Source organism: Luteimonas endophytica (genome assembly GCF_029887875.1).
Taxonomy (GTDB): domain Bacteria; phylum Pseudomonadota; class Gammaproteobacteria; order Xanthomonadales; family Xanthomonadaceae; genus Luteimonas; species Luteimonas endophytica.
Genome location: NZ_JARXRM010000046.1, coordinates 1 through 18294, shown reverse-complemented (window position 1 = coordinate 18294; position 18294 = coordinate 1). Strand labels below are relative to the sequence as shown.

The window sequence follows — 18294 nt, the reverse complement described above, 5'->3', positions numbered from 1 at the left end:
CGTCACGCCGGGGGACCGGCGGGCGCCCGGGCGCGGGGCGGACCGCCGAGCCGGCCGTGGAGGCGGCCGTGGAGGCGGCCGTTGCGCGACATCAGCACCGCGATCGGCCGGGTGCCGGGGAACTCGGACAGTACGATCGCCAGCACCGCGGTGATCGGCACCGCCAGGAACGCGCCGGGGATGCCCCACAGTCCGCCCCAGGTGAGCAGGCTGGCGAGGATCACGAACGGGCTGAGGTTGAGCGAGTTGCCCATCAGGTAGGGATCGAGGAAGTTGCCGATCAAGAACTGCGCGGTCGTCAACAGCAGCAACAGGGTGATCACCGTACCCGGGTCGCCGAACTGCACGATCGCCCAGGCCACCGGGAACAGCACCCCCAGGAACGAGCCGATGTAGGGCACGTAGTTGAGCACCGCGATCAGCACCGCCCAGAAGCCGGCGAACTCCAGCCCGAACGGCGCCATCATCGCCCAGCTCACCACGCCGAGCAGCACGTTGATCAGGGTCTTGAGCGACAGGTACTGGCCGGTGCGGGTGTTGATGCTGTCGAGCACGTGGTGGATGCGCGCGACGTCCGCCGGATCGTCGGACATGGCGTGCAGCTTGGCCGGCAGCACCCGCTTCTCCAGCAGCAGGAAGGTCACGTACAGCAGCACGATCAGCACGGTCATGCCGATGCCGGTCACCGAGACCACGGTGGTGCCGATCAGGTCCTGCAGCTGGACCCGGGCGAGGAAATCCTCGCGCAGCGCGGTCCAGGTGGGCGCGGCCTGCAGCCCCAGGAACTCCGCCAGCTGCTGGATCCGCTGCAGCAGCGCGTCCTGGTAGGTGGGGACCAGCTGCACCACCCGGCCGAAATTGTTGACCACCAGCGAGACCGCGGCGGCGATGGCCACGCTGATGCCGAAGATCGACAGCGCGTAGCGCAGCGGCGCCGGCAGCCGCGGCCCGACCAGCGGCAGTGCGGTCAGCGCGCGGGCCAGGCCGATGATCACGTAGACCACCAGCACCCCGAACACCATCGGCACGAACACCTGCTTGCCGACGTACAGCACCCAGCCGACGATCAGCGCCAGCGCGGCACCGTGCACCACCGACTGCAGGCGGTCGCCCCGGACCATGCTCAGGCGGCTCCGTGGCGCGGGCCGCGACAGCGCTGGGCGGGCGGCGGGGGCGGGGTCGACGCGGGCATGCGGGATCCGGAGCGGGCGCGCGGGACGCGCGGCGCTGCATTCTGGCATCGAAGACGTGATTCCGGGGTCGGCGGCGGCGCGCCGCTGCGTTGCGCGGGAAACGGTGGCGTGCGCAGCGCGGATCCGGCCTAATTGGCGGCCCCGACACTCTCAGCGGACCCACCATGCAATACCTGCTGCTGGTCTACACCGACGACACCCTGCTCGAGGCGCTGCCCGAAGGGCAGTTCGACACCATGATGCGCGGCTGCCTGCAGCATGCCGACCAATTGCGCGGGCAGGGCAAGCTGCTGGATTTCAAGCAGCTGGAAGCGCCGGCCAGCGCGCGCTCGGTGCGCATCCGCGGCGGCCGCGCCAGCGTCACCGACGGGCCGTTCGCCGAGAGCAAGGAGGTGCTGGCCGGGTTCAACCTGGTGGAAGCGGACAGCATCGAGGAGGCGGTGCGGATGGCGCAGGAGTTCCCCTGGGCCGGCACCGGCTGCATCGAGGTGCGGCCGGTGCGTGACGTGGACGCGGTGCGAAAGCGCGTCGGCGCCTGAGCCCTGCCGGCCCTGCGGAGGCGTCTCAGTTTCCGTCGCTGGCAGGGAGCAGGGGTGGCACCGCCATCTGTGTCGCTGCGGTGTGCCGGGGCCGGCGGGGATCGCCGCCGACGCCGCGGCCTTCGCGGCCATGGGCCGTTCGTCCGGGCAGCCGCGCTGCGGGACAACCTCCGCGGCGCCGCCCTTCATGCGCCGGTCCCTCGCAGGAGCGCGCCACGCACGCCAAAGCCGGCGCGGCATGCCGTGCTCCGAATCACCGTCAACCCGGCCGGCGCTGCGACCGCCGCTCCCGCGTTCACATGGTCTGATTGTCGGCGCCGTTAGCTTGTCGGCTGCAGAACGCCGCCGCGGCGGCACCATCGACGGCACCAGGGAGCGCACGATCCGACACCGCGACTGGCATCGCTGGACCCGCGGCGCGATCGCGACAGCGGGCGCGGGCGCGCTGTGCGCCTGCGCCGGGCCGCAGTCCACGCTCGACCCGGCCGGCCCGGCCGCGGCGCAGGTCGCGCAGACCTGGTGGCTGATGTTGGGCGCTGCGGCGGCGATCTGGGCGCTGGTGCTCGCGCTGCTGCTGTACGCCCTGTTGCGCGGCCAGAACACCCGCGCGCTGGCGCGGCCGCAGCGGCTGATCGTCGGCGGCGGGCTGGTGCTGCCGGCGCTGGCGCTGGCGGCGCTGCTGGTGTACGGCACCGTCACCAGCGGGCGCGTGACCGGCCTGGGCGCCGAGGTCGATGCGGTGGTCGAGGTCGAGGCGCGGCGCTGGCAGTGGCGGTTTCGCTATCTGGGTACCGACGGCAGCCTGCGCGCCACCTCGGTCGACGAGCTGGCCTTGCCGCGCGGGCAGATGGTGGAGTTCCACGTGAGCAGCGTCGACGTGATCCACAGCTTCTGGATCCCGCGCCTGGGCGGCAAGATCGACGCCATTCCCGGCCGGGTCAACCGGCTGCGGCTGCGCGCCGACCGCGCCGGGCCGATGCGCGGCCAGTGCGCCGAATTCTGCGGACTGGAACATGCGCACATGGACTTCGCGGTGCGGGTGCTGGAGCCCGACGACTGGTCCGCCTGGCTGGAGGCACGCGGCGTCGCGGCCCCCGCCGCAGCCGAAGTCGCCGCCGGCACCGGCCTCGATGGCGCAGTCGGCGCCGATGCGGCGCCGGGGACCGCACCATGACCATCGCGCGCGAGTCCATCAGCGAGGACACCAATCGCTCGCGCCTGGCCGAGCTGGCGGGGATCTGGGCCAACGCGCCGGGCTGGCGCGGGCAGCTCACCGCGGTCAACCACGGCACCGTGGGGCTGCGTTTCATCGCCACCGGCTTCGCCTTCCTGCTGGTCGGCGGGATGCTGGCGATGTTCATCCGCCTGCAGCTGGCCTGGTTCGACGCCGAGGTGCTGGACCCGCGGCGCTACAACCAGTTCGTGACCATGCACGGCACCACCATGATGTTCCTGTTCGCGGTGCCCATCATGGAAGGCTTCGCGATGTACCTGCTGCCGAAGATACTCGGCGCGCGCGACCTGCCGTTCCCGCGGCTGTCGGCGTTCGGCTACTGGTGCTACCTGTTCGGCGGGCTGTTCCTGTATTCCAGCTTCCTGTTCGACGCCGCGCCCGACGGCGGCTGGTTCATGTACGTGCCGCTGACCGACGCCACCTATTCGCCGGGCATGGGCGCGGACTTCTGGCTGATCGGGGTGACCTTCGCCGAGATCGCCGCGGTCACCGCGGCGGTGGAGATCATCGTCGCGATCCTGCTCACGCGCGCGCCCGGCATGGACATCCGCCGCATGCCGCTGTTCGCCTGGGCGATGCTGGTGACCGCATTCATGGTGGCGTTCGGGTTCCCGCCGCTGATCCTGGCCTCGATCCTGCTCGAGATCCAGCGCGCGTTCGATTTCGCGTTTTTCGAGGTCGCCCGCGGCGGCGACCCGCTGCTGTGGCAGCACCTGTTCTGGCTGTTCGGCCACCCCGAGGTCTACATCATCTTCCTGCCGGCGGCGGGGGTGGTGTCGATGGTGGTGGCGACCTTCGCGCGGCGGCCGATCGTGGGCTACACCTGGATCGTGCTGGCCACCGTGGCCACCGGTTTCCTCAGCTTCGGGCTGTGGGTGCACCACATGTTCGCGGTCGGCATCCCGCTGCTGGCGCTGGGGTTCTTCAGCGCCGCGAGCATGGCGGTGGCGATCCCGATGGGGATCCAGGTGTTCTCCTGGATCGCCACGCTGTGGTCGGGCAAGCCCTGGCTGCGGGTGCCGATGCTGTACCTGTTCGGCTTCTTCTTCGTGTTCGTGCTCGGCGGGCTGACCGGGGTGATGCTGGCGCTGGTGCCGTTCGACTGGCAGGCGCACGACACCCACTTCGTGGTCGCGCACCTGCACTACGTGCTGATCGGCGGGCTGATGTTCCCGCTGTTCGCCGGCCTGTACTACTGGCTGCCGCTGGTGGGCGGGCGGATGCCATCCGAGAGCCTCAGCCGCACCGCGTTCTGGCTGGTGTTCGTGGGCTTCAACCTGACCTTCCTGCCGATGCACCTGACCGGGCTGCTGGGCATGCCGCGGCGGGTCTACACCTACCCGGCCGAGCTCGGCATCCAGTGGCTGAACCTGCTGTCGACCGCGGCCGGCTTCGTGCTGGCGGTGGGCACCCTGGGCATCCTGATCGACGCGGCATTGAGCCTGCGCCTGGGCCGGCGCTGCGCGCGCGATCCGTGGAACGCCGGCACCCTGGAGTGGGCGATCCCGCAGCCGGTGCCGCAGTACAACTTCGCCTCGATCCCGCGCGCCGGCGACCGCTACCCGCTGTGGGCGGATCCGGCGGTGGCCGAGGAATCCGCACGCACCGACGGGATCCTCGGCGACCCGGCGGCCGGGCGCCGCGAGCTGCTCGGCACCGGGCTGCTGTCGGCCACGCCCGAGCAGGTGATCCGGATTTCCCATTCCACCTGGCTGCCGCTGCTGGCGGCGCTGAACATCGCGGCGCTGCTGGCCTGCTTCATCGCCAAGCTGTACCTGGGCGCGGCGCTGCTGCTGGCGCCGCTGCTGGCGCTGTTCGCCGCCTGGGCCTGGAGCACCGGCGACCGCCACGCCCCGGCGCGGATCGACGCCGCGCCGGGGCTGGCGCTGCCGTCGCAGTATGCGGCGCGCAACGCGCCGGGCTGGTGGGCGCTGGTGATCGGCCTGCTGATCGACGGCTCGCTGTTCGCCTCGCTGGTGTTCGCCTATTTCTACCTGTGGCTGGGCAGCCCGGCCTGGCCGCCGCCGGGCATCGCCACCGGCGGCTGGGCGATGCCGCTGCTGGCGCTGGCGCTGCTGGTCGGCTGCGCGGTGGCCGCGGAACTGGCGCACCGCGGCAGCCGCGGCGCGCAGGGCGGTGGCGGCGGCTGGCTGCTGGCGACCGCGCTGGGCGCCGGGTTCGTGGTCGCGCATGTCTCCGCCCTGGCCGGTCCGGTGGGACCGCCGCAGGCGCACGCCTACGCGTCGGTGGTATGGACGCTGGCCGGCTTCCACGCGGTGCACGTGGCGGTGGCGATGCTCGCGTCCGGGTTCGTCTGGGGCCGGATCCGCCACGGTCTGGCCGGACCTGCGCGTCCCCTGGAGCCGCGCATCGCCGCCGGGCTGTGGCGCTATGCGCTCGGCCAGGGCGCGGTGGCGTGGGCGGTGATCCACCTGTTCCCGAGGCTGGCGTGACCGCGCGGCGCCTCGGCCCGCTGCGCCTGACCGGCATGGCCGCGCCGATGGCGGTGTGGGCGCTGCATTTCGTGGTGGTCTACAGCCTGCAGGGCCTGGCCTGCGCCGAGGGCTGGCAGCGCAACCGCGTTGCCGGCGTGGAGGCGGCGAGCTGGTGGCTGCTGCTGATGACGCTGCTGGCGCTGGCGGCGATCGCCTGGCTCGGGCTGCGCGCCTGGCGCGCCTGGCGGACGGCGCGGGCGGAACCGGGTGCCGGGGCCGAGGCGCGCCGGCACCGCTTCACCGCCTCGGTGACCGCGCTGCTGGCGCTGCTGGCGGCGATCGCGGTGGTGTTCACCACCATTCCCGTGCTGCTGCTGGCGCCCTGCGCCTGAGGAACCGATGGTCAAGAAGCATCTTTCGCAACCGGTCCCGCGCACCCGCAGCCATACGGTCGAAAGCCGGATGTCGATCGCCCACCACCCGATCCACCCGATGCTGGTGGTCTATCCGATCGCGCTGCTCAGCCTGGTGTTCCCGGTCGACCTGGTGTTCCTGTGGATCGGCGACGGGTTCTGGGCGCAGCTGGCCTACTGGCTCAACGCGGTGGGGCTGGCGATGGGCCTGGTGGCGGGGGCGATCGGCACCTTCGACATGTTCTCGATCCGCGTGGTGCGGCACCACGTCTCGGCCTGGAACCATTTCATCGTCGCGGTGATGGTGCTGGCGATGGCCGCGCTCGGGGTGTGGCTCCGTGCCCCCGGCGCCGAGGCCGCGGTCTGGCCCTGGGGCCTGCTGCAGTCGGCGGCGATGCTGCTGCTGGTGATGGTCGCCGGCTGGCTCGGCGGCACCCTCAGCTTCCGCCACGGCATCGGTGTGTACGGCGACGAGGAATCGCACGAGCTCGGCAAGGACGAGCCGCCGGCCGAATGACGCGGACCGCTAGCGCGCCGCCGCGACCGGCGGGGCCGGCAGGTCGCCGGCGGTCTGCGGCTTGGCCCCGGTGAGCGCGGCGATGCCGAGCAGCAGCGCCAGCGGCACCCAGCCGGCGACGCGGTAGAACCAGACCCCGTGGCGGTCGCGCCCGTGCCCGAGCTCGTACAGCAGCAGCCCGAAGTACAGGTGCAGCAGCACCGCCAACGCCACCACGACCAGCTTCATCACCAGCCACGCCCCGGTGGGACCATAGGCGATCAGGATCATGCCCAGGGTCACGGTGACGATGGCGGCCGGGGTGGCGATGCGGAAGAACAGCGCGTTGGTCACGGGGTTGAAGTACTCCCGCACTGCGTCCTCCTCCTCGCGGTGCCGCGCCGAGAGCAGGCGCGGCAGGAAGAACAGCCCGGCGAACCAGACCGCCATCGCCGCGATGTGGAGGAACTTCAGCCAGAAATACATGCGGACCTTCCGCGGACGCCGCACCCAGCTTACGTCGCCGCGTGCGAAACCGGCGTTCATCCCGCCAGCACACCGGCCGCGCCAGCTGGAGACATCGCATTGGCCGTCGCCGATCCGCTCTTCGTAGGCGCGGCCCATGGCCGCGAAAACCGGCGCGGTAGCCAGTGCCGGGGGATCACCGCCATGCCTGCCGGATCCGCCCGCGGCCTTCGCGGCCATGGGCCGCTCGTACGGGGGGTTGCCGACGCTTCGACCGGCGGCCTGCTACGGTCGGTGGCGATGCGCGCGCCCAGCCGACCTTCGCCACGATCCCGGTCCGCCCAGTTCGGGCGGCCGCCCGCGGTTGGCGTCGGGGCGCTGCTGGCCTGCGGGCTCGGCGCCTCCCTCCCCGCGTTCGCGCACCAGCGCGAGGGCGTGCCGACGCTGGCCACCGCCTGGTCGCTGTCGCCATGGCTGCTCGTGCCCCTGGCTCTGCTGGTGCTGCTCTACGCCATCGGTCTGGCGCGGCTGTGGCGGCGCGCCGGCGCCGGCCATGGCGTGGGCAGCGCGCAAGCGTGCGCATTCGCCGCCGGGATCCTGGCGCTGCTGCTGGCGACGGTCTGGCCGCTCGACGCGCTCGGCGAGTGGTCGCTGGCTGCGCACATGGGCCAGCACATGCTGCTGCTGGCGCTGGTGCCGCCGCTGCTGCTGGCGGGCCGGCCGCTGGCGGTGGCGGCGGTGGCGCTGCCGCGGCGCGGGGCGCAGGCGCTGCATCGCGCAACGCACCGCACGCTGGAGCGCCTGGCGCTGGCGCTCGCGATCGCGGCGGCGGCGCACGTCGCGGTCATGCTGGCCTGGCACCTGCCATCCGCCACCGCGGCGGCGCTGGCCAGCGACCCCGTGCACTGGCTGATGCACGGCAGCTTCCTGGCGGCGGGGCTGTGGTTCTGGGCGGCGCTTTGGCGGCGTATCCGCATGCCCGATACCGGCGCCGGCGCCGGGGTGGTGGCGCTGGTGGCGGTGATGATGGCCATGGGCCTGCTCGGCGCGCTGCTGACGTTCTCGCCCCGGCCGCTCTACCCGGTCTACGTGCAGCGCGCGCCGCTGCTCGGGCTGGACCCGCTGGCCGACCAGCAGCTGGCCGGCATCGTGATGTGGATTCCGAGCGCCCTACCCTACCTGTTCGGCGGCCTGTGGCTGCTGTGGCTGGGCTTCGACCGCATCGGGCGCCGCGACGCCGGCCCGGCGCCGCGGGCCGGCGACCGGCCCGGTCGCCCCCGGGCGCGCGGCGCGTCCCGGGCGGCCGACGATCGGCCGGCCCGAACCGCGCCGCGGCCGGCACCGGGGCCCGGGCCTCAGAACCGGTAGGCCGCCGAGAACTCCCAGGCGCGGCCGAAGATCGGCCGGCCGAGGAACACGTCGCCGGTCACCGCGTCGCCGACGATGCGCGCATTGGCCTCGGTCAGCCCGATCTCGTCGGTGAGGTTGCTGCCGCTCAGACGGAACTCCCAGTTGTCGCCGACGTAGGCCGCGACACCGGCGTCGACGGTCTGGTAGGAAGGGATCCGCTGCTGGTTCTCGGGGTCGGAGTAGCGGCGGCCGACGTAGGTGTAGGTGGCGTAGAGCTTCAGGTCCGCCCACCCCGCCGGCAGGAAATAGCTCGGCGTCACCCGGTACTGCAGGCTCGGCTGGCGCCGCACCTCGTTGCCGGTGTTGTCGCCGAAGTTGCGGTATTCCGCCTCGACCCAGTTGCCGGTCAGCGCGACCTCGAAATTGTCGAACGGCCGCAGCGCGCCCTCGAACTCCAACCCGTGCGCGCGCGAGTCGCCGATCGCGGTGACGTTGGTGCCGTCCGGAAGGAACAGCTGGAACGGCAGGCCCTCGAACTCGTTGTAGAACGCGGTCAGGTACAGGTCGAAGAGCTCGTTGCCGCTCTTCAGGCCGATCTCGTACTGGTCCACCTGCTGGGTGTTGTCCTGGCCGTCGCGCAGGTTGTCGAACTGCGGGAAGAAGAACCCGGAGTTGACCCGCGCGAACACGCTGGCGGCGTCGCTCATGCGCCAGTTGAGGCCGGCGGTCCAGGAAACCTCGTCGTTGTCGTAGCGCAGGCTGCGGTAGCTGCCGTCGCGCAACGAGGCGCCGTTATTGTACAGGGTGGTCGGATCGCCGTCGTAGTCGGCGGCAACGGCGTTGGAGATCAGCGCGTCGACCTTCTGCTCCTCGTAGCGCATCCCGGCGTCGAAGCGCAGCACCTCGTTGATCTGCCACTCGTGGGCGAGGAAGCCGGCCAGGTTCTCGCCGTCGTAGCGCGCGTCGAGGGCGAAGAACGGCGCGCCGGCGAAGCCGTCGCGGGTGACCGCCACGCCGTTGTCCAGCGCCACGTCGATCCGCCGCGCGTTCGGCTCCACCGTCAGCAGCATTTCGTTGCCGAGGTACCAGCGGTCGTGCGAGGAGTAGTTGGCGTAGTAGGCGCCGCCGGTCAGGGTGTGGCCGGGAGCGAGGTCGAAGCTGAGCCGGGTCTCGCTGGTGAACGAGTCGAGCGCCTTGTCCACCACCCACCAGCCGGCGGTGAGCACCTGCTGGTCCGGATCCACCGCGCCGCCGCCGTTGACAAAGCTGGCGCTGGCCGAGGAGGCCGGTCCGCCGGCGGCGGCGACCACGGCGGGATCGTCGTTGGCGTCCTCGATCGCGTCCTCGAGCCAGGAGCCGAGGGTCTGCGGGTTGGCGCCGGTGAACAGGCCGTTGGTGGGCGCGTCGCCGCTGAGATAGTTGCTGCGGTGGCTGAGGCGCCAGCCGCCGAAATCGAGGTCGAGGATCGCACCGAACAGGTCGACGTCGGCGCCGCGGCCCTCGGCCAGGTCGCGGCGGATGGTCTCGCCGGGGCCGACCTCGATGTCGACGTGGCGGAAGTCCCCGCCCAGCAGGGTGTCGCTGCCCGGGTCGAAGCCGGGAAAGGCGTCGACGTCGCGGCCGCCGTCGCGCGAGATCAGCGGCACCGCGGTGAAGAACGCGTTCTTGTCGTCGAGCATGCGGCCGTAGAGGGTGAGCTCGCCGTTGTCGAACCAGCGGGTGAGCGTTGCGCTGAGCTGGCCGCCCTCGTCGGCCGGGAACTGGGTGTCGCGGATGCCGTCGGTGCTGCGCCAGAAGCCGCCGACGCTGTAGCTCCACTGGTCGTTGATCGGCGCGCCGTAGAAGCCGTCGACCCGGCGCTGGCTGCCGCTGCCGGTGGTCAGGCGCAGGCTGCCCTCCGGGGCCAGTCCGCCCTTCTTCTGGATGAAGTTGATGGTGGCGCCCGGCTGGCCGTTGCCGAAGATCGGGCTCGGCCCGCCGCGCAGCACCTCCACGGTCTCGACGGTGTCGTCGATGCGGAACAGCGAGGAGTTCTCCAGGAACGAGACGGTCGGCGGCGGGTACAGCGGCGAGCCGTCCAGCTGCACGGTGATGAACGGCGCGTCGGAGCCGCCGGGGAAGCCGCGCACGTCGATGTTGGCGCCGGTGGTGCCGCCGGCCGACTCGGCCCAGACGCCGGGCACGATCTTGAGCAGGTCGGCGGTGCTCTTCGGCGCGGCCTCCTGCACCTGTTCGAGGGTGGCGGTGGTGATCGAGTAGCTCGCGTCGCGCTTGCGCAGGCCACCGGCCTGGGCGGCGCCGCTGACCACGATGGTGTCCAGCTCGGTGGCGTCGGGCTGCGCCGGATCGGCCTGTTCCTGCGGCTGCTGCGCGCCGGCCACCGCCGGCAGCAGGGCCAGCGCGACCGCGAGCGCCAGCGGCGTCCTCTGGGTGATGTGCATCGGTACTCCTCCCTCGATTCTTCTGCCTGGATCCCCCCGCGCCCGCACTGGCCGGCGCCGAACCGCGGGACCATAGCCCTGCCGCGTACGCCCGGCAATCTAGGGGCAACCCGGTCCGTGACCGGACGCGCGCGCCGATTGCGACAGCGCGCACGGCACCTTTCACCCACCGCTGCGCCGCGCGCTGCTAGCGTCGGCGTTCCGCCCGAGGAAGCCGCCGGTCATGCGCCTGCTGGTCCTGCTGTCCGCCATCGCCATGCCGCTGGTCGCCTGGCTGTCCCAGCGCGGCATGTTCGGCCCTGACCAGGGCACCGTGTCGGATCGCTACCCCACACTGCTGGTGGCGGCCGGCTACGCGTTCTCGATCTGGGGGCTGATCTTCCTGCTCGACCTGGCCTACGCGGCCTGGCAGGCGACCGGCGGGCGCCGCCGCGAGCCGCTGCTGGGGCGGATCGCGCTGCCGGCGGCGCTGGGCTTCGCGCTCACCGCGGCGTGGATGCCGCTGTTCTCGCAGGGACTGTTCTGGCTGTGCCTGGTGGTGATCTTCGCCGCGCTGGCCTGCCTAGGGTGGTGCGCGCTGCTGCTCTCGCGCCCCGGCACCGACGCGCTGGCGTGGGCGGCGCTGTCGCTGCACGCCGGCTGGCTGTCGCTGGCGGCGTTCCTCAATCTCGCGCAAGCGATCCTCGCCTATCGGTGGCTGCCGACCGGAGACATGCTCGGCTGGAGCCTGGCGCTGTTCGCCACCGCGGCGGCGGTGCTGCTCGGGCTGAACCAGCGCATGCGCGGCAACCTGGCCTACGTGGCGGCGGCGCTGTGGGGGCTGGGCGCGGTCTACGTGAAGCAGTCGCGCTCCGGACTGGACGGCGCCGAGGCGGCGGCCTGGACGGCGCTGGCGATCGCGCTGCTGCTGGGGCTGCAGACGTTGTGGCTGCGGCGCCGCGGAGGCGGCATGGCGACACCGTTGCCGGGCGGCGGCTGATCGCTCGACGCCTGCGGAGCTTCCGGGGAAGGCGTCGCGGGTGGCGGGCCGGGGGAGACGTGACCAGCCGCCCCGAGACTCGCCGGGGCGTCACATATCCCGGCCCGCTGGACTGGAAACGATGCGGCGCCTGGCCGGCGGGCAGGCCTGCGCGACGGGATCCAGGCGCGCGCTACTCGCTGCCGATCACCTCGCCGCTGCGCGGATCGATCCGCAGCTCCAGCTGCTGGCCGTTCGCGTCGTCGGCCTCGGCGCGCCACAGGCCGTCTTCGAAGTCGATGTCGTGGATGTTGGTATACCCGGCGGCCGAGAGCCGCGCCTCGATGTCCGAGCCGGTGAGGTTGGAGACCTGGTCCTCGGGATAGACCTCGCCGCTGGCCGGATCGATCCGGAGGTCGACCCGGTTGCCGTCGGCGCTGCTTGCGTCGGCCTCCCACATGCCCCCTTCGAACGCGATGTCGTCGACGTTGGTGTAGCCCTCGGCCTCGAGCGTCGCGCGCACCTGCGCCTCGGTCATCGGCTCCTGCGCCTGGGCGGCGGCAGCGGCCAGGGCGCAGGCCAGGGCCAGGGGGGCGGCTGCGCGGATCGGGAAGGTCTTCATGCGGGAACTCCCTGGGGAAGGTGGGCGCAGTCTCGGCGCGGGTCGGCGAAGCGCAGGTGAACCGCGGTTCGTGCCGTTGCGCGGCGTTCAGCGCGCGCAGGCACGGCAGATGAATGGAGATCGACATCGCATTGACGCAGCGCGGCCCAGGATGGCCGTTCCCCCGTTCCAATGGAGCCCCGCCCGGCGCATGCAGGACTGGAGCCAATTCGGCGCGATCGCGTGGCCCCTGCTGATCGCGCTGGCGCTGGGCTTGCTGGTACGCCGGGCGCTGCTGGTCCTGGCCGCCCATGCCCGGGCCCGCGCGGCCACCCATCTGCGCGCCCGCATCGCCCAGGTGGTGGCGGTTCCGGCGGCACTGGCCCTGCCGCTGCTGTTTCTCAGCATCGCGGTCACCGCCACGCCGCTGCCGCCCGAGTGGGCCGGCCGGATCCAGCACTGGCTGGGGATCGGCACGCTGCTGTGCCTGACCTGGCTGCTGGTACGGGCGGTCGGCGCGGTCGAGCGGCGGATTCTGCGCGAGCATCCGGTCGACGTGGCCGACAACCTGCAGGCGCGGCGGGTGCAGACCCAGACCGCGGTGATCAGCCGCGTCATCCAGGGCGCGATCATCCTGGTCGGCGTGGCGCTGGCGCTGATGACCTTCCCCGCGATCCGCCAGATCGGCGCCACCCTGCTGGCCTCGGCCGGCATCATCGGCCTGATCGCCGGCATCGCCGCCAAACCGGTGTTCGGCAATCTCATCGCCGGGCTGCAGATCGCGCTGGCCCAGCCGATCCGGCTCGACGACGTGGTCATCGTCGAGGGCGAGTGGGGCCGCATCGAGGAGATCACCAGCACCTACGTGGTGGTGCGGATCTGGGACGAGCGGCGCATGGTGGTGCCGCTGCAGTGGTTCATCGAGAACCCCTTCCAGAACTGGACCCGCAGCAGCGCGGAGCTGCTGGGTACCGCGTTCCTGTGGCTGGACTACCGCACGCCGATGGACGAGGTGCGCGCGGAACTGCAGCGGCTGTGCGAGCGGGACTCTCGCTGGGACGGCCGGGTGTGCGTGGCGCAGGTGACCGAGACGGCCGAGACCACCATCCAGGTACGGCTGCTGGTCAGCGCCCGCGATTCGGGCAGCCTGTTCGACCTGCGCTGCGCGGTGCGCGAGGGCATGATCGATTTCCTGGCAGCGCGCCACCCCGGCGCGCTGCCGCGGCTGCGCGCCGAGGTGCACGAGCCCGGCGCCGGCGCCGGCGCGCCGCGACGGCGCGGCAGCGGCGGAGAAACCGACTCGCCGGGGGCCGAGGAGAGTCGCGAGGCCGACCCCGCAGCGCCGCCCGCGGCGCGACCGTCCTGATGGCGTCGGCCTCTACTGCCGCGAGCGTGGCGCCCTTCGCCGGCGCACCGCGGCTGTCGGTGGTGGTGCCGGCCCATGACGAGGCACGCCGGATCGGCGCCACCCTCGCCGCGCTGCACGCCGCCGCCGCGGCCGCGGGCGTGCCCTACGAGATCGTGGTGGCCGACGACGCCTCCACCGACGCCACCGCCGCCATCGCCGCGGCGGGCGGCGCGCGCGTGCTGCACGTGGCGCACCGGCACATCGCCGCCACCCGCAACGCGGGCGCGCGCGCCGCCGCCGGCGACTGGCTGCTGTTCGTCGACGCCGACACCCGCGTGGATGCCGCGGTGCTGCGGGCGGCGCTGGCGGCGCTGGCCGGAGGCGCGGCCGGCGGCGGTTGCGCGGTGCGGCTCGACGGACGCCAGCCGCTGTACGTGCGCGCGCTGGTCTCGCTGTCGGTGCTGGGGTTCCGGCTGGCGCGGATCGCGCCGGGATGCTTCCTGTTCTGTACCCGCGCCGCGTTCGAGGCCGCGGGCGGCTTCGACGAGCGCTGGTACGCCGGCGAGGACGTGGCGATCAGCCGCGCGCTGGCGCGTGCCGGCCGCTTCGTGGTCCTGCGCGAGCACGTGCTCACCTCGGGACGCAAGCTTCGCACCCACTCGCCGCTGCAGCAGCTCGCCCTGCTCTGGCGCCTGGCCCTACGCGGCCGCGGCATGCTGCGTTCGCGGCAGGGGCTGGAACTGTGGTACGGCGAACGCCGCGAGCATCCCGACGAACACCCGGCGGACGGCCGCGCCCCGGCGGCGGCCGAGGCCAGGCGTCCGCCGGACCCGCCATGACGTGCCGTGGACCCCGCCGGGGCGAGACTGGACGTCCACCCGCACCCGGAACGCGACCATGACCCTGCGCGCCTTCGGCATGAACTGCACGCTCACCCGCGGCCCCGCCCCCTCCTCCACCCAGAAATTGCTCGACCAGGTGCTCGAGGCGATCGCCGCGCAGGGCGCCGAGACCGAACAGGCGCGCGTGGTCGACCTGGACGTCAAGCCCGGCGTGAGCGCCGACGAGGGTGGCGGCGACCAGTGGCCGGAACTGCGCCGGCGGGTGCTGGAGGCGCAGATCCTGGTGCTGGCCACGCCGATCTGGCTGGGGCAGCCCTCCAGCGTCGCCAAGCGCGTGCTCGAGCGGATGGACGCGTTCCTCGGCGAGATCGACGACCAAGGCCGCTACCCCACCTTCGGCCGCGTCGCGGTGGCCGCCGTGGTGGGCAACGAGGACGGCGCGCACCACGTGACCGCCGAGCTGTACCAGGCGCTGGCCGACGTCGGCTTCACCGTGGCCGCCGGCGCCGCCCCGTACTGGGTGGGCGAGGCGATGGGCAGCACCGACTACAAGGACCTGGACGACACCCCGAAGAAGGTCGCCGACAGCATCCGCACCGCCGCCAGCAATGCCGTGCACCTGGCGCGGATGCTGCAGAAGCACCCCTATCCCGCGCCGCTGGCCTGAGCCCCGCGCGCGAGGCCGGCGGCCGTTTCGATGCCCCGGCCCGACTAGAATCACCGCCCCGCTGCCGCCGATTCCGCCATGACCCCCAACCCCCTGCTCGACTTCTCCGGCCTGCCGCGCTTCGACGCGGTCCGCCCCGAACACGTCGGCCCCGCCCTCGACGCGCTGCTGGCCGAAGCCGAGGCGGCGGTGCGAAGCGCCGAAACGGCGGCGCCGGTGACCTGGGAGAATTTCGTGACCCCGCTCGAGGACGCCACCGAGCGCCTGGATCGCGCCTGGGGCCAGGTCACCCACCTGCAGGCGGTGATGAACTCGAAGCCGCTGCGCGAGGCCTACAACGCCAACCTTCCGCGGGTCACCCGCTTGCGCAGCGCACTCGGACACAACCTGGCGCTCTACCGGCAGTTCCGTGCGCTGGCCGACGCACCGCAGTTCGCCGGCTTCGATCCGGCACGACGGCGGGCGGTGGAGAACGCGCTGCGCGATTTCCGCCTCGGCGGCGCCGAACTGCCGGACGACGCCAAGGCGCGGTTCGCCGAGGTCCAGGAGGAGCTCGCCGCGCTGTCGGCGAAGTTCTCGGAGAACGTGCTCGACGCCACCGACGCCTTCTCGCTGTACGTGGAGGATCCCGCGCGCCTGGCCGGACTGCCCGCCGACGTGGTCGCCACGTGCCGGGCGGCGGCGGAAAAGGACGGGCGGCCTGGTTACCGCCTGACCCTGCAGATGCCCTGCTACCTGCCGGTCCAGGCCTATGCCGACGATCGCGCGCTGCGCGAGGCGCTGTACCGCGGCTACGGGGTACGCGCCTCGGAGCACGGGCCGGCGGAGCTGGACAACTCGGCGCTGATCGAACGCATCCTGGCGCTGCGCGCGGAGCTGGCGGCGCTGCTCGGGTTCGGCAGCTACGCCGAGGTCTCGCTGGCCACCAAGATGGCCGGGTCGGCGGAGGAAGTGCTGGCGTTCCTGCGCGACCTGGCCGGGCGCGCGCTGCCATTCGCGCGCCGGGATCGCGCCGAGCTGGAGGCCTTCGCCCGCGACACCCTCGGGCTCGAGGCGCTGCAACCGTGGGACCTGGCCTACGCCAGCGAGAAGCTGCGCCAGTCCCGCTACAGCGTCTCCGGGCAGGAAGTGAAGCAGTACTTCACCGAGCCGAAGGTGCTGGCGGGGCTGTTCGGACTGATCCACGACCTGTACGGCCTGCGGGTCGAGCCCGACCAGGCCCCGGTGTGGCACGACGACGTGCGTTTCTACCGGCTGGTCGACCGCGGGGATCGCCTGGTCGGCCAGTTCTACCTGGACCTCTACGCCCGCGAGGGCAAGCGCGGAGGTGCCTGGATGGACGACTGCCGCAACCGCCGCACGCGCGCCGGCGGCACCCAGACGCCGCTGGTGTACCTGGTCTGCAATTTCGGCCGCGGCGGCGACGGCAGGCCGGCGACCTTCACCCACGAGGAGGTCACCACCCTGTTTCACGAGATGGGCCACGGGCTGCACCAGCTGCTGACCCGCATCGGCGAGCTGCCGGTGGCGGGCATCAACGGCGTGGAGTGGGACGCGGTGGAGCTGCCCAGCCAGTTCATGGAGAACTTCTGCTGGGAATGGGAGCGGGTGGAAGGGATGACCGCGCACGTCGACAGCGGCGAGCCGCTGCCGCGGGCGCTGTTCGAGCGCATGCTGGCCGCGCGCAACTTCCAGAGCGGAATGCAGACCGTGCGCCAGCTCGAGTTCGCCCTGTTCGACATGGAGCTGCATGGCCGCGCCGGCGCCCCGGAGGAAGGCGTACTGGCGCTGCTGGAGCGCGTGCGCGACGAGGTCGCGGTGAACCGCCCGCCGGCCTGGCACCGCTTCCCGCATCAGTTCGCGCACGTTTTCGCTGGCGGGTACGCGGCCGGGTACTACAGCTACAAATGGGCCGAGGTGCTGAGCGCCGACGCCTACGCCGCCTTCGAGGAGGCCCCGGAGCGGCTGGCGGAAACCGGCGCACGCTTCCACGACGAAATCCTCGCGCGCGGCGGCAGCCGCCCGGCGCTGGAGAACTTCCGCGCCTTCCGCGGCCGCGAGCCGCGCATCGACGCGCTGCTGCGCCACAGCGGCATGGCGGCCTGAGGACGCAGCGGTCGCGAGGCGCGGCCGGCACCCGCGCATTCGTAGGAGATTCTATGTTCGGCTGCAACGGTCTCAGGTCGGTTGTGGGCGGTATTGGGCTCCGCTCTTGAGCAGGGCGAAGGCGAGCCGGGCGAGCTTGCGGGCGACGATGACCAGACTCTGGATGCGGGTCAGGCCCCGGGCCAGGTTGGCTTGGTGCAGCTGGTGCCATCGGCCCCTGCGCGAGGCGGCCATGGCGGCGTTGTGCAGGAGGCGTCGGGTCTCGCTGTCGCCCTGCTTGGTGAGTTTGCGGCGGCCACGTTGGCGGCCGGAGTCGCGGATTCGAACGTCCAGGCCCAGGAAGGCGATGAAGGCGTCGCTGCTGCGGAACGCGCCGCGCAGGTAGGCGGTGGTCAAGGCCGTGGCATTGAGCTTGCCGATGCCCTCGATGGCGCCAACCCGCTTGATCTGGTCCTGCAGCCCGGACTTTTCCACTTGGTGCTGCAGCAGCCGGTCGATCGACGCCAGCAGTCGATCCAGGCGTTCCAACAGGCTGCGGCACGCGGTCCGCAGCTCCGGCACCCCGGCCAGGCTCTGGCGCACCGCCACGCCCATCTTGACCAGCTTGGCGCGGCGGTTGAGCAGGCGCTTGAGGCGGGCGTAGCCGGGCGGCGGGGCCACCCAGGGGCGTAGATGGTCGTACTCGTGGCGCAGGTAGCGCCACAGCAGCTTCGCATCGGCCAGGTCGGTCTTGGCCCGACCGCCGACGCTGTCGCGGTAGCGGTTGAGCCGGAAGCCGTCCACCACGAACAGGGCGTGGCCCTTCCGGCTCGCCTGCTCCAGTACCTGCAGGTGATAGGTGCCGGTGGCTTCGACGGCGATCCTGGCCGGTCCGGTCAGGGTCTTGAGCCAGGCCTTGATCTGCTTGGTGGTGTTGACCACCGTGATGAAGCTGCTGCCGTCATAGATGGCCAGCTCGGCCTTGCTGACGTCGATGCCGATGCACAGGGGGTGTTCTGTTGTCATGACAGGATCTCCGAGGTAGCGTGGATCAGCCTGTCGGGGCCCCGGCGCTCGCTTGCCGAGATGGTCGGTCCGGCGCCACACGCCGGCCGATGGATTCCTCATGGGCGCTGTGGTGGGGGGGACGAAATCTCCTACGGTCTGTGCCAAAGGCCAGATGCGGCTCAGGTCCCTCCGCCCCGACAGGCCCAAACATACAAGCGG

Annotated in this window: 16 protein-coding genes; 11 read left to right on the top strand and 5 right to left on the bottom strand. The window is 72.2% G+C overall.

Annotated elements, in window-relative coordinates:
* Positions 1 to 2: 2 nt before the first annotated feature.
* Entirely contained in the window at positions 3 to 1121 is a 1119-nt protein-coding gene (locus QFW77_RS17670; protein WP_280576154.1) for an AI-2E family transporter, read from the bottom strand.
* A gap of 236 nt (positions 1122 to 1357) precedes the next feature.
* Between QFW77_RS17670 and QFW77_RS17665 the strand changes: the two genes are divergently transcribed.
* The 5 genes from QFW77_RS17665 to QFW77_RS17645 all read left to right on the top strand — a co-directional run bounded on the left by QFW77_RS17665 (position 1358) and on the right by QFW77_RS17645 (position 6331).
* Positions 1358 to 1732: a YciI family protein gene (locus tag QFW77_RS17665; protein ID WP_280576153.1), complete on the top strand. Its 375-nt coding sequence runs from the start codon at positions 1358 to 1360 to the stop codon at positions 1730 to 1732.
* A 325-nt stretch (positions 1733 to 2057) separates the two neighbouring features.
* Positions 2058 to 2906, top strand: coding sequence for a cytochrome c oxidase subunit II (coxB, locus tag QFW77_RS17660; protein WP_280576152.1), 849 nt, complete (start codon positions 2058 to 2060; stop codon positions 2904 to 2906).
* A complete protein-coding gene (gene ctaD, locus QFW77_RS17655) occupies positions 2903 to 5419 on the top strand; it encodes a cytochrome c oxidase subunit I (protein WP_280576151.1) in 2517 nt (838 codons plus the stop codon). The genes coxB and ctaD overlap by 4 nt, the downstream gene beginning before the upstream one ends.
* Positions 5416 to 5793, top strand: coding sequence for a hypothetical protein (locus QFW77_RS17650; protein WP_280576150.1), 378 nt, complete (start codon positions 5416 to 5418; stop codon positions 5791 to 5793). Before ctaD ends, QFW77_RS17650 begins: the two co-directional genes overlap by 4 nt.
* Positions 5794 to 5800: 7 nt before the next feature.
* A complete protein-coding gene (locus QFW77_RS17645) occupies positions 5801 to 6331 on the top strand; it encodes a DUF2231 domain-containing protein (protein WP_280576149.1) in 531 nt (176 codons plus the stop codon).
* Positions 6332 to 6340: 9 nt separating this feature from the next.
* Here QFW77_RS17645 and QFW77_RS17640 read toward each other — a convergent pair whose 3' ends face one another.
* Positions 6341 to 6796 carry a CopD family protein gene (locus QFW77_RS17640; protein ID WP_280576148.1) on the bottom strand — a complete coding sequence of 152 codons (456 nt, stop codon included), beginning with the start codon at positions 6794 to 6796 and terminating at the stop codon, positions 6341 to 6343.
* A gap of 279 nt (positions 6797 to 7075) precedes the next feature.
* On the opposite strand from QFW77_RS17640, the gene QFW77_RS17635 reads away from it, so the two are divergent.
* The gene (locus QFW77_RS17635; RefSeq protein ID WP_280576147.1) at positions 7076 to 8143 is read left to right on the top strand and encodes a cytochrome c oxidase assembly protein; all 1068 of its coding nucleotides are present in this window, start codon (positions 7076 to 7078) and stop codon (positions 8141 to 8143) included.
* On the opposite strand, the gene QFW77_RS17630 is transcribed toward QFW77_RS17635, so the two are convergent.
* On the bottom strand, positions 8131 to 10566 hold the full coding sequence (locus QFW77_RS17630; protein WP_280576146.1) for a TonB-dependent receptor: 2436 nt from the start codon (positions 10564 to 10566) through the stop codon (positions 8131 to 8133). The genes QFW77_RS17635 and QFW77_RS17630 overlap by 13 nt on opposite strands.
* Before the next feature lie 223 nt (positions 10567 to 10789).
* Between QFW77_RS17630 and QFW77_RS17625 the strand changes: the two genes are divergently transcribed.
* Positions 10790 to 11545, top strand: coding sequence for a TspO-related membrane protein (locus QFW77_RS17625; protein WP_280576145.1), 756 nt, complete (start codon positions 10790 to 10792; stop codon positions 11543 to 11545).
* A gap of 172 nt (positions 11546 to 11717) precedes the next feature.
* On the opposite strand, the gene QFW77_RS17620 is transcribed toward QFW77_RS17625, so the two are convergent.
* Positions 11718 to 12146 carry a PepSY domain-containing protein gene (locus QFW77_RS17620; protein WP_280576144.1) on the bottom strand — a complete coding sequence of 143 codons (429 nt, stop codon included), beginning with the start codon at positions 12144 to 12146 and terminating at the stop codon, positions 11718 to 11720.
* Between the two features lie 190 nt (positions 12147 to 12336).
* Here QFW77_RS17620 and QFW77_RS17615 point away from each other — a divergent pair, with 190 nt between their 5' ends.
* The 4 genes from QFW77_RS17615 to QFW77_RS17600 all read left to right on the top strand — a co-directional run bounded on the left by QFW77_RS17615 (position 12337) and on the right by QFW77_RS17600 (position 17088).
* Complete coding sequence (locus QFW77_RS17615) at positions 12337 to 13491, top strand: mechanosensitive ion channel family protein (RefSeq protein ID WP_280576143.1); 1155 nt, start codon at positions 12337 to 12339, stop codon at positions 13489 to 13491.
* A complete protein-coding gene (locus QFW77_RS17610; protein ID WP_280576142.1) occupies positions 13491 to 14312 on the top strand; it encodes a glycosyltransferase in 822 nt (273 codons plus the stop codon). Before QFW77_RS17615 ends, QFW77_RS17610 begins: the two co-directional genes overlap by 1 nt.
* A gap of 58 nt (positions 14313 to 14370) precedes the next feature.
* Positions 14371 to 14982 (top strand): flavodoxin family protein, encoded by a 612-nt coding sequence (locus tag QFW77_RS17605; RefSeq protein WP_280576141.1) that lies wholly within the window; start codon positions 14371 to 14373, stop codon positions 14980 to 14982.
* A gap of 78 nt (positions 14983 to 15060) precedes the next feature.
* Positions 15061 to 17088 (top strand): M3 family metallopeptidase, encoded by a 2028-nt coding sequence (locus tag QFW77_RS17600; protein ID WP_280576140.1) that lies wholly within the window; start codon positions 15061 to 15063, stop codon positions 17086 to 17088.
* Between the two features lie 72 nt (positions 17089 to 17160).
* Here the strand turns inward: QFW77_RS17600 and QFW77_RS17595 are convergent, their stop codons facing one another.
* A complete protein-coding gene (locus QFW77_RS17595; protein WP_280573192.1) occupies positions 17161 to 18093 on the bottom strand; it encodes a transposase in 933 nt (310 codons plus the stop codon).
* Between the last annotated feature and the right edge of the window lie 201 nt (positions 18094 to 18294).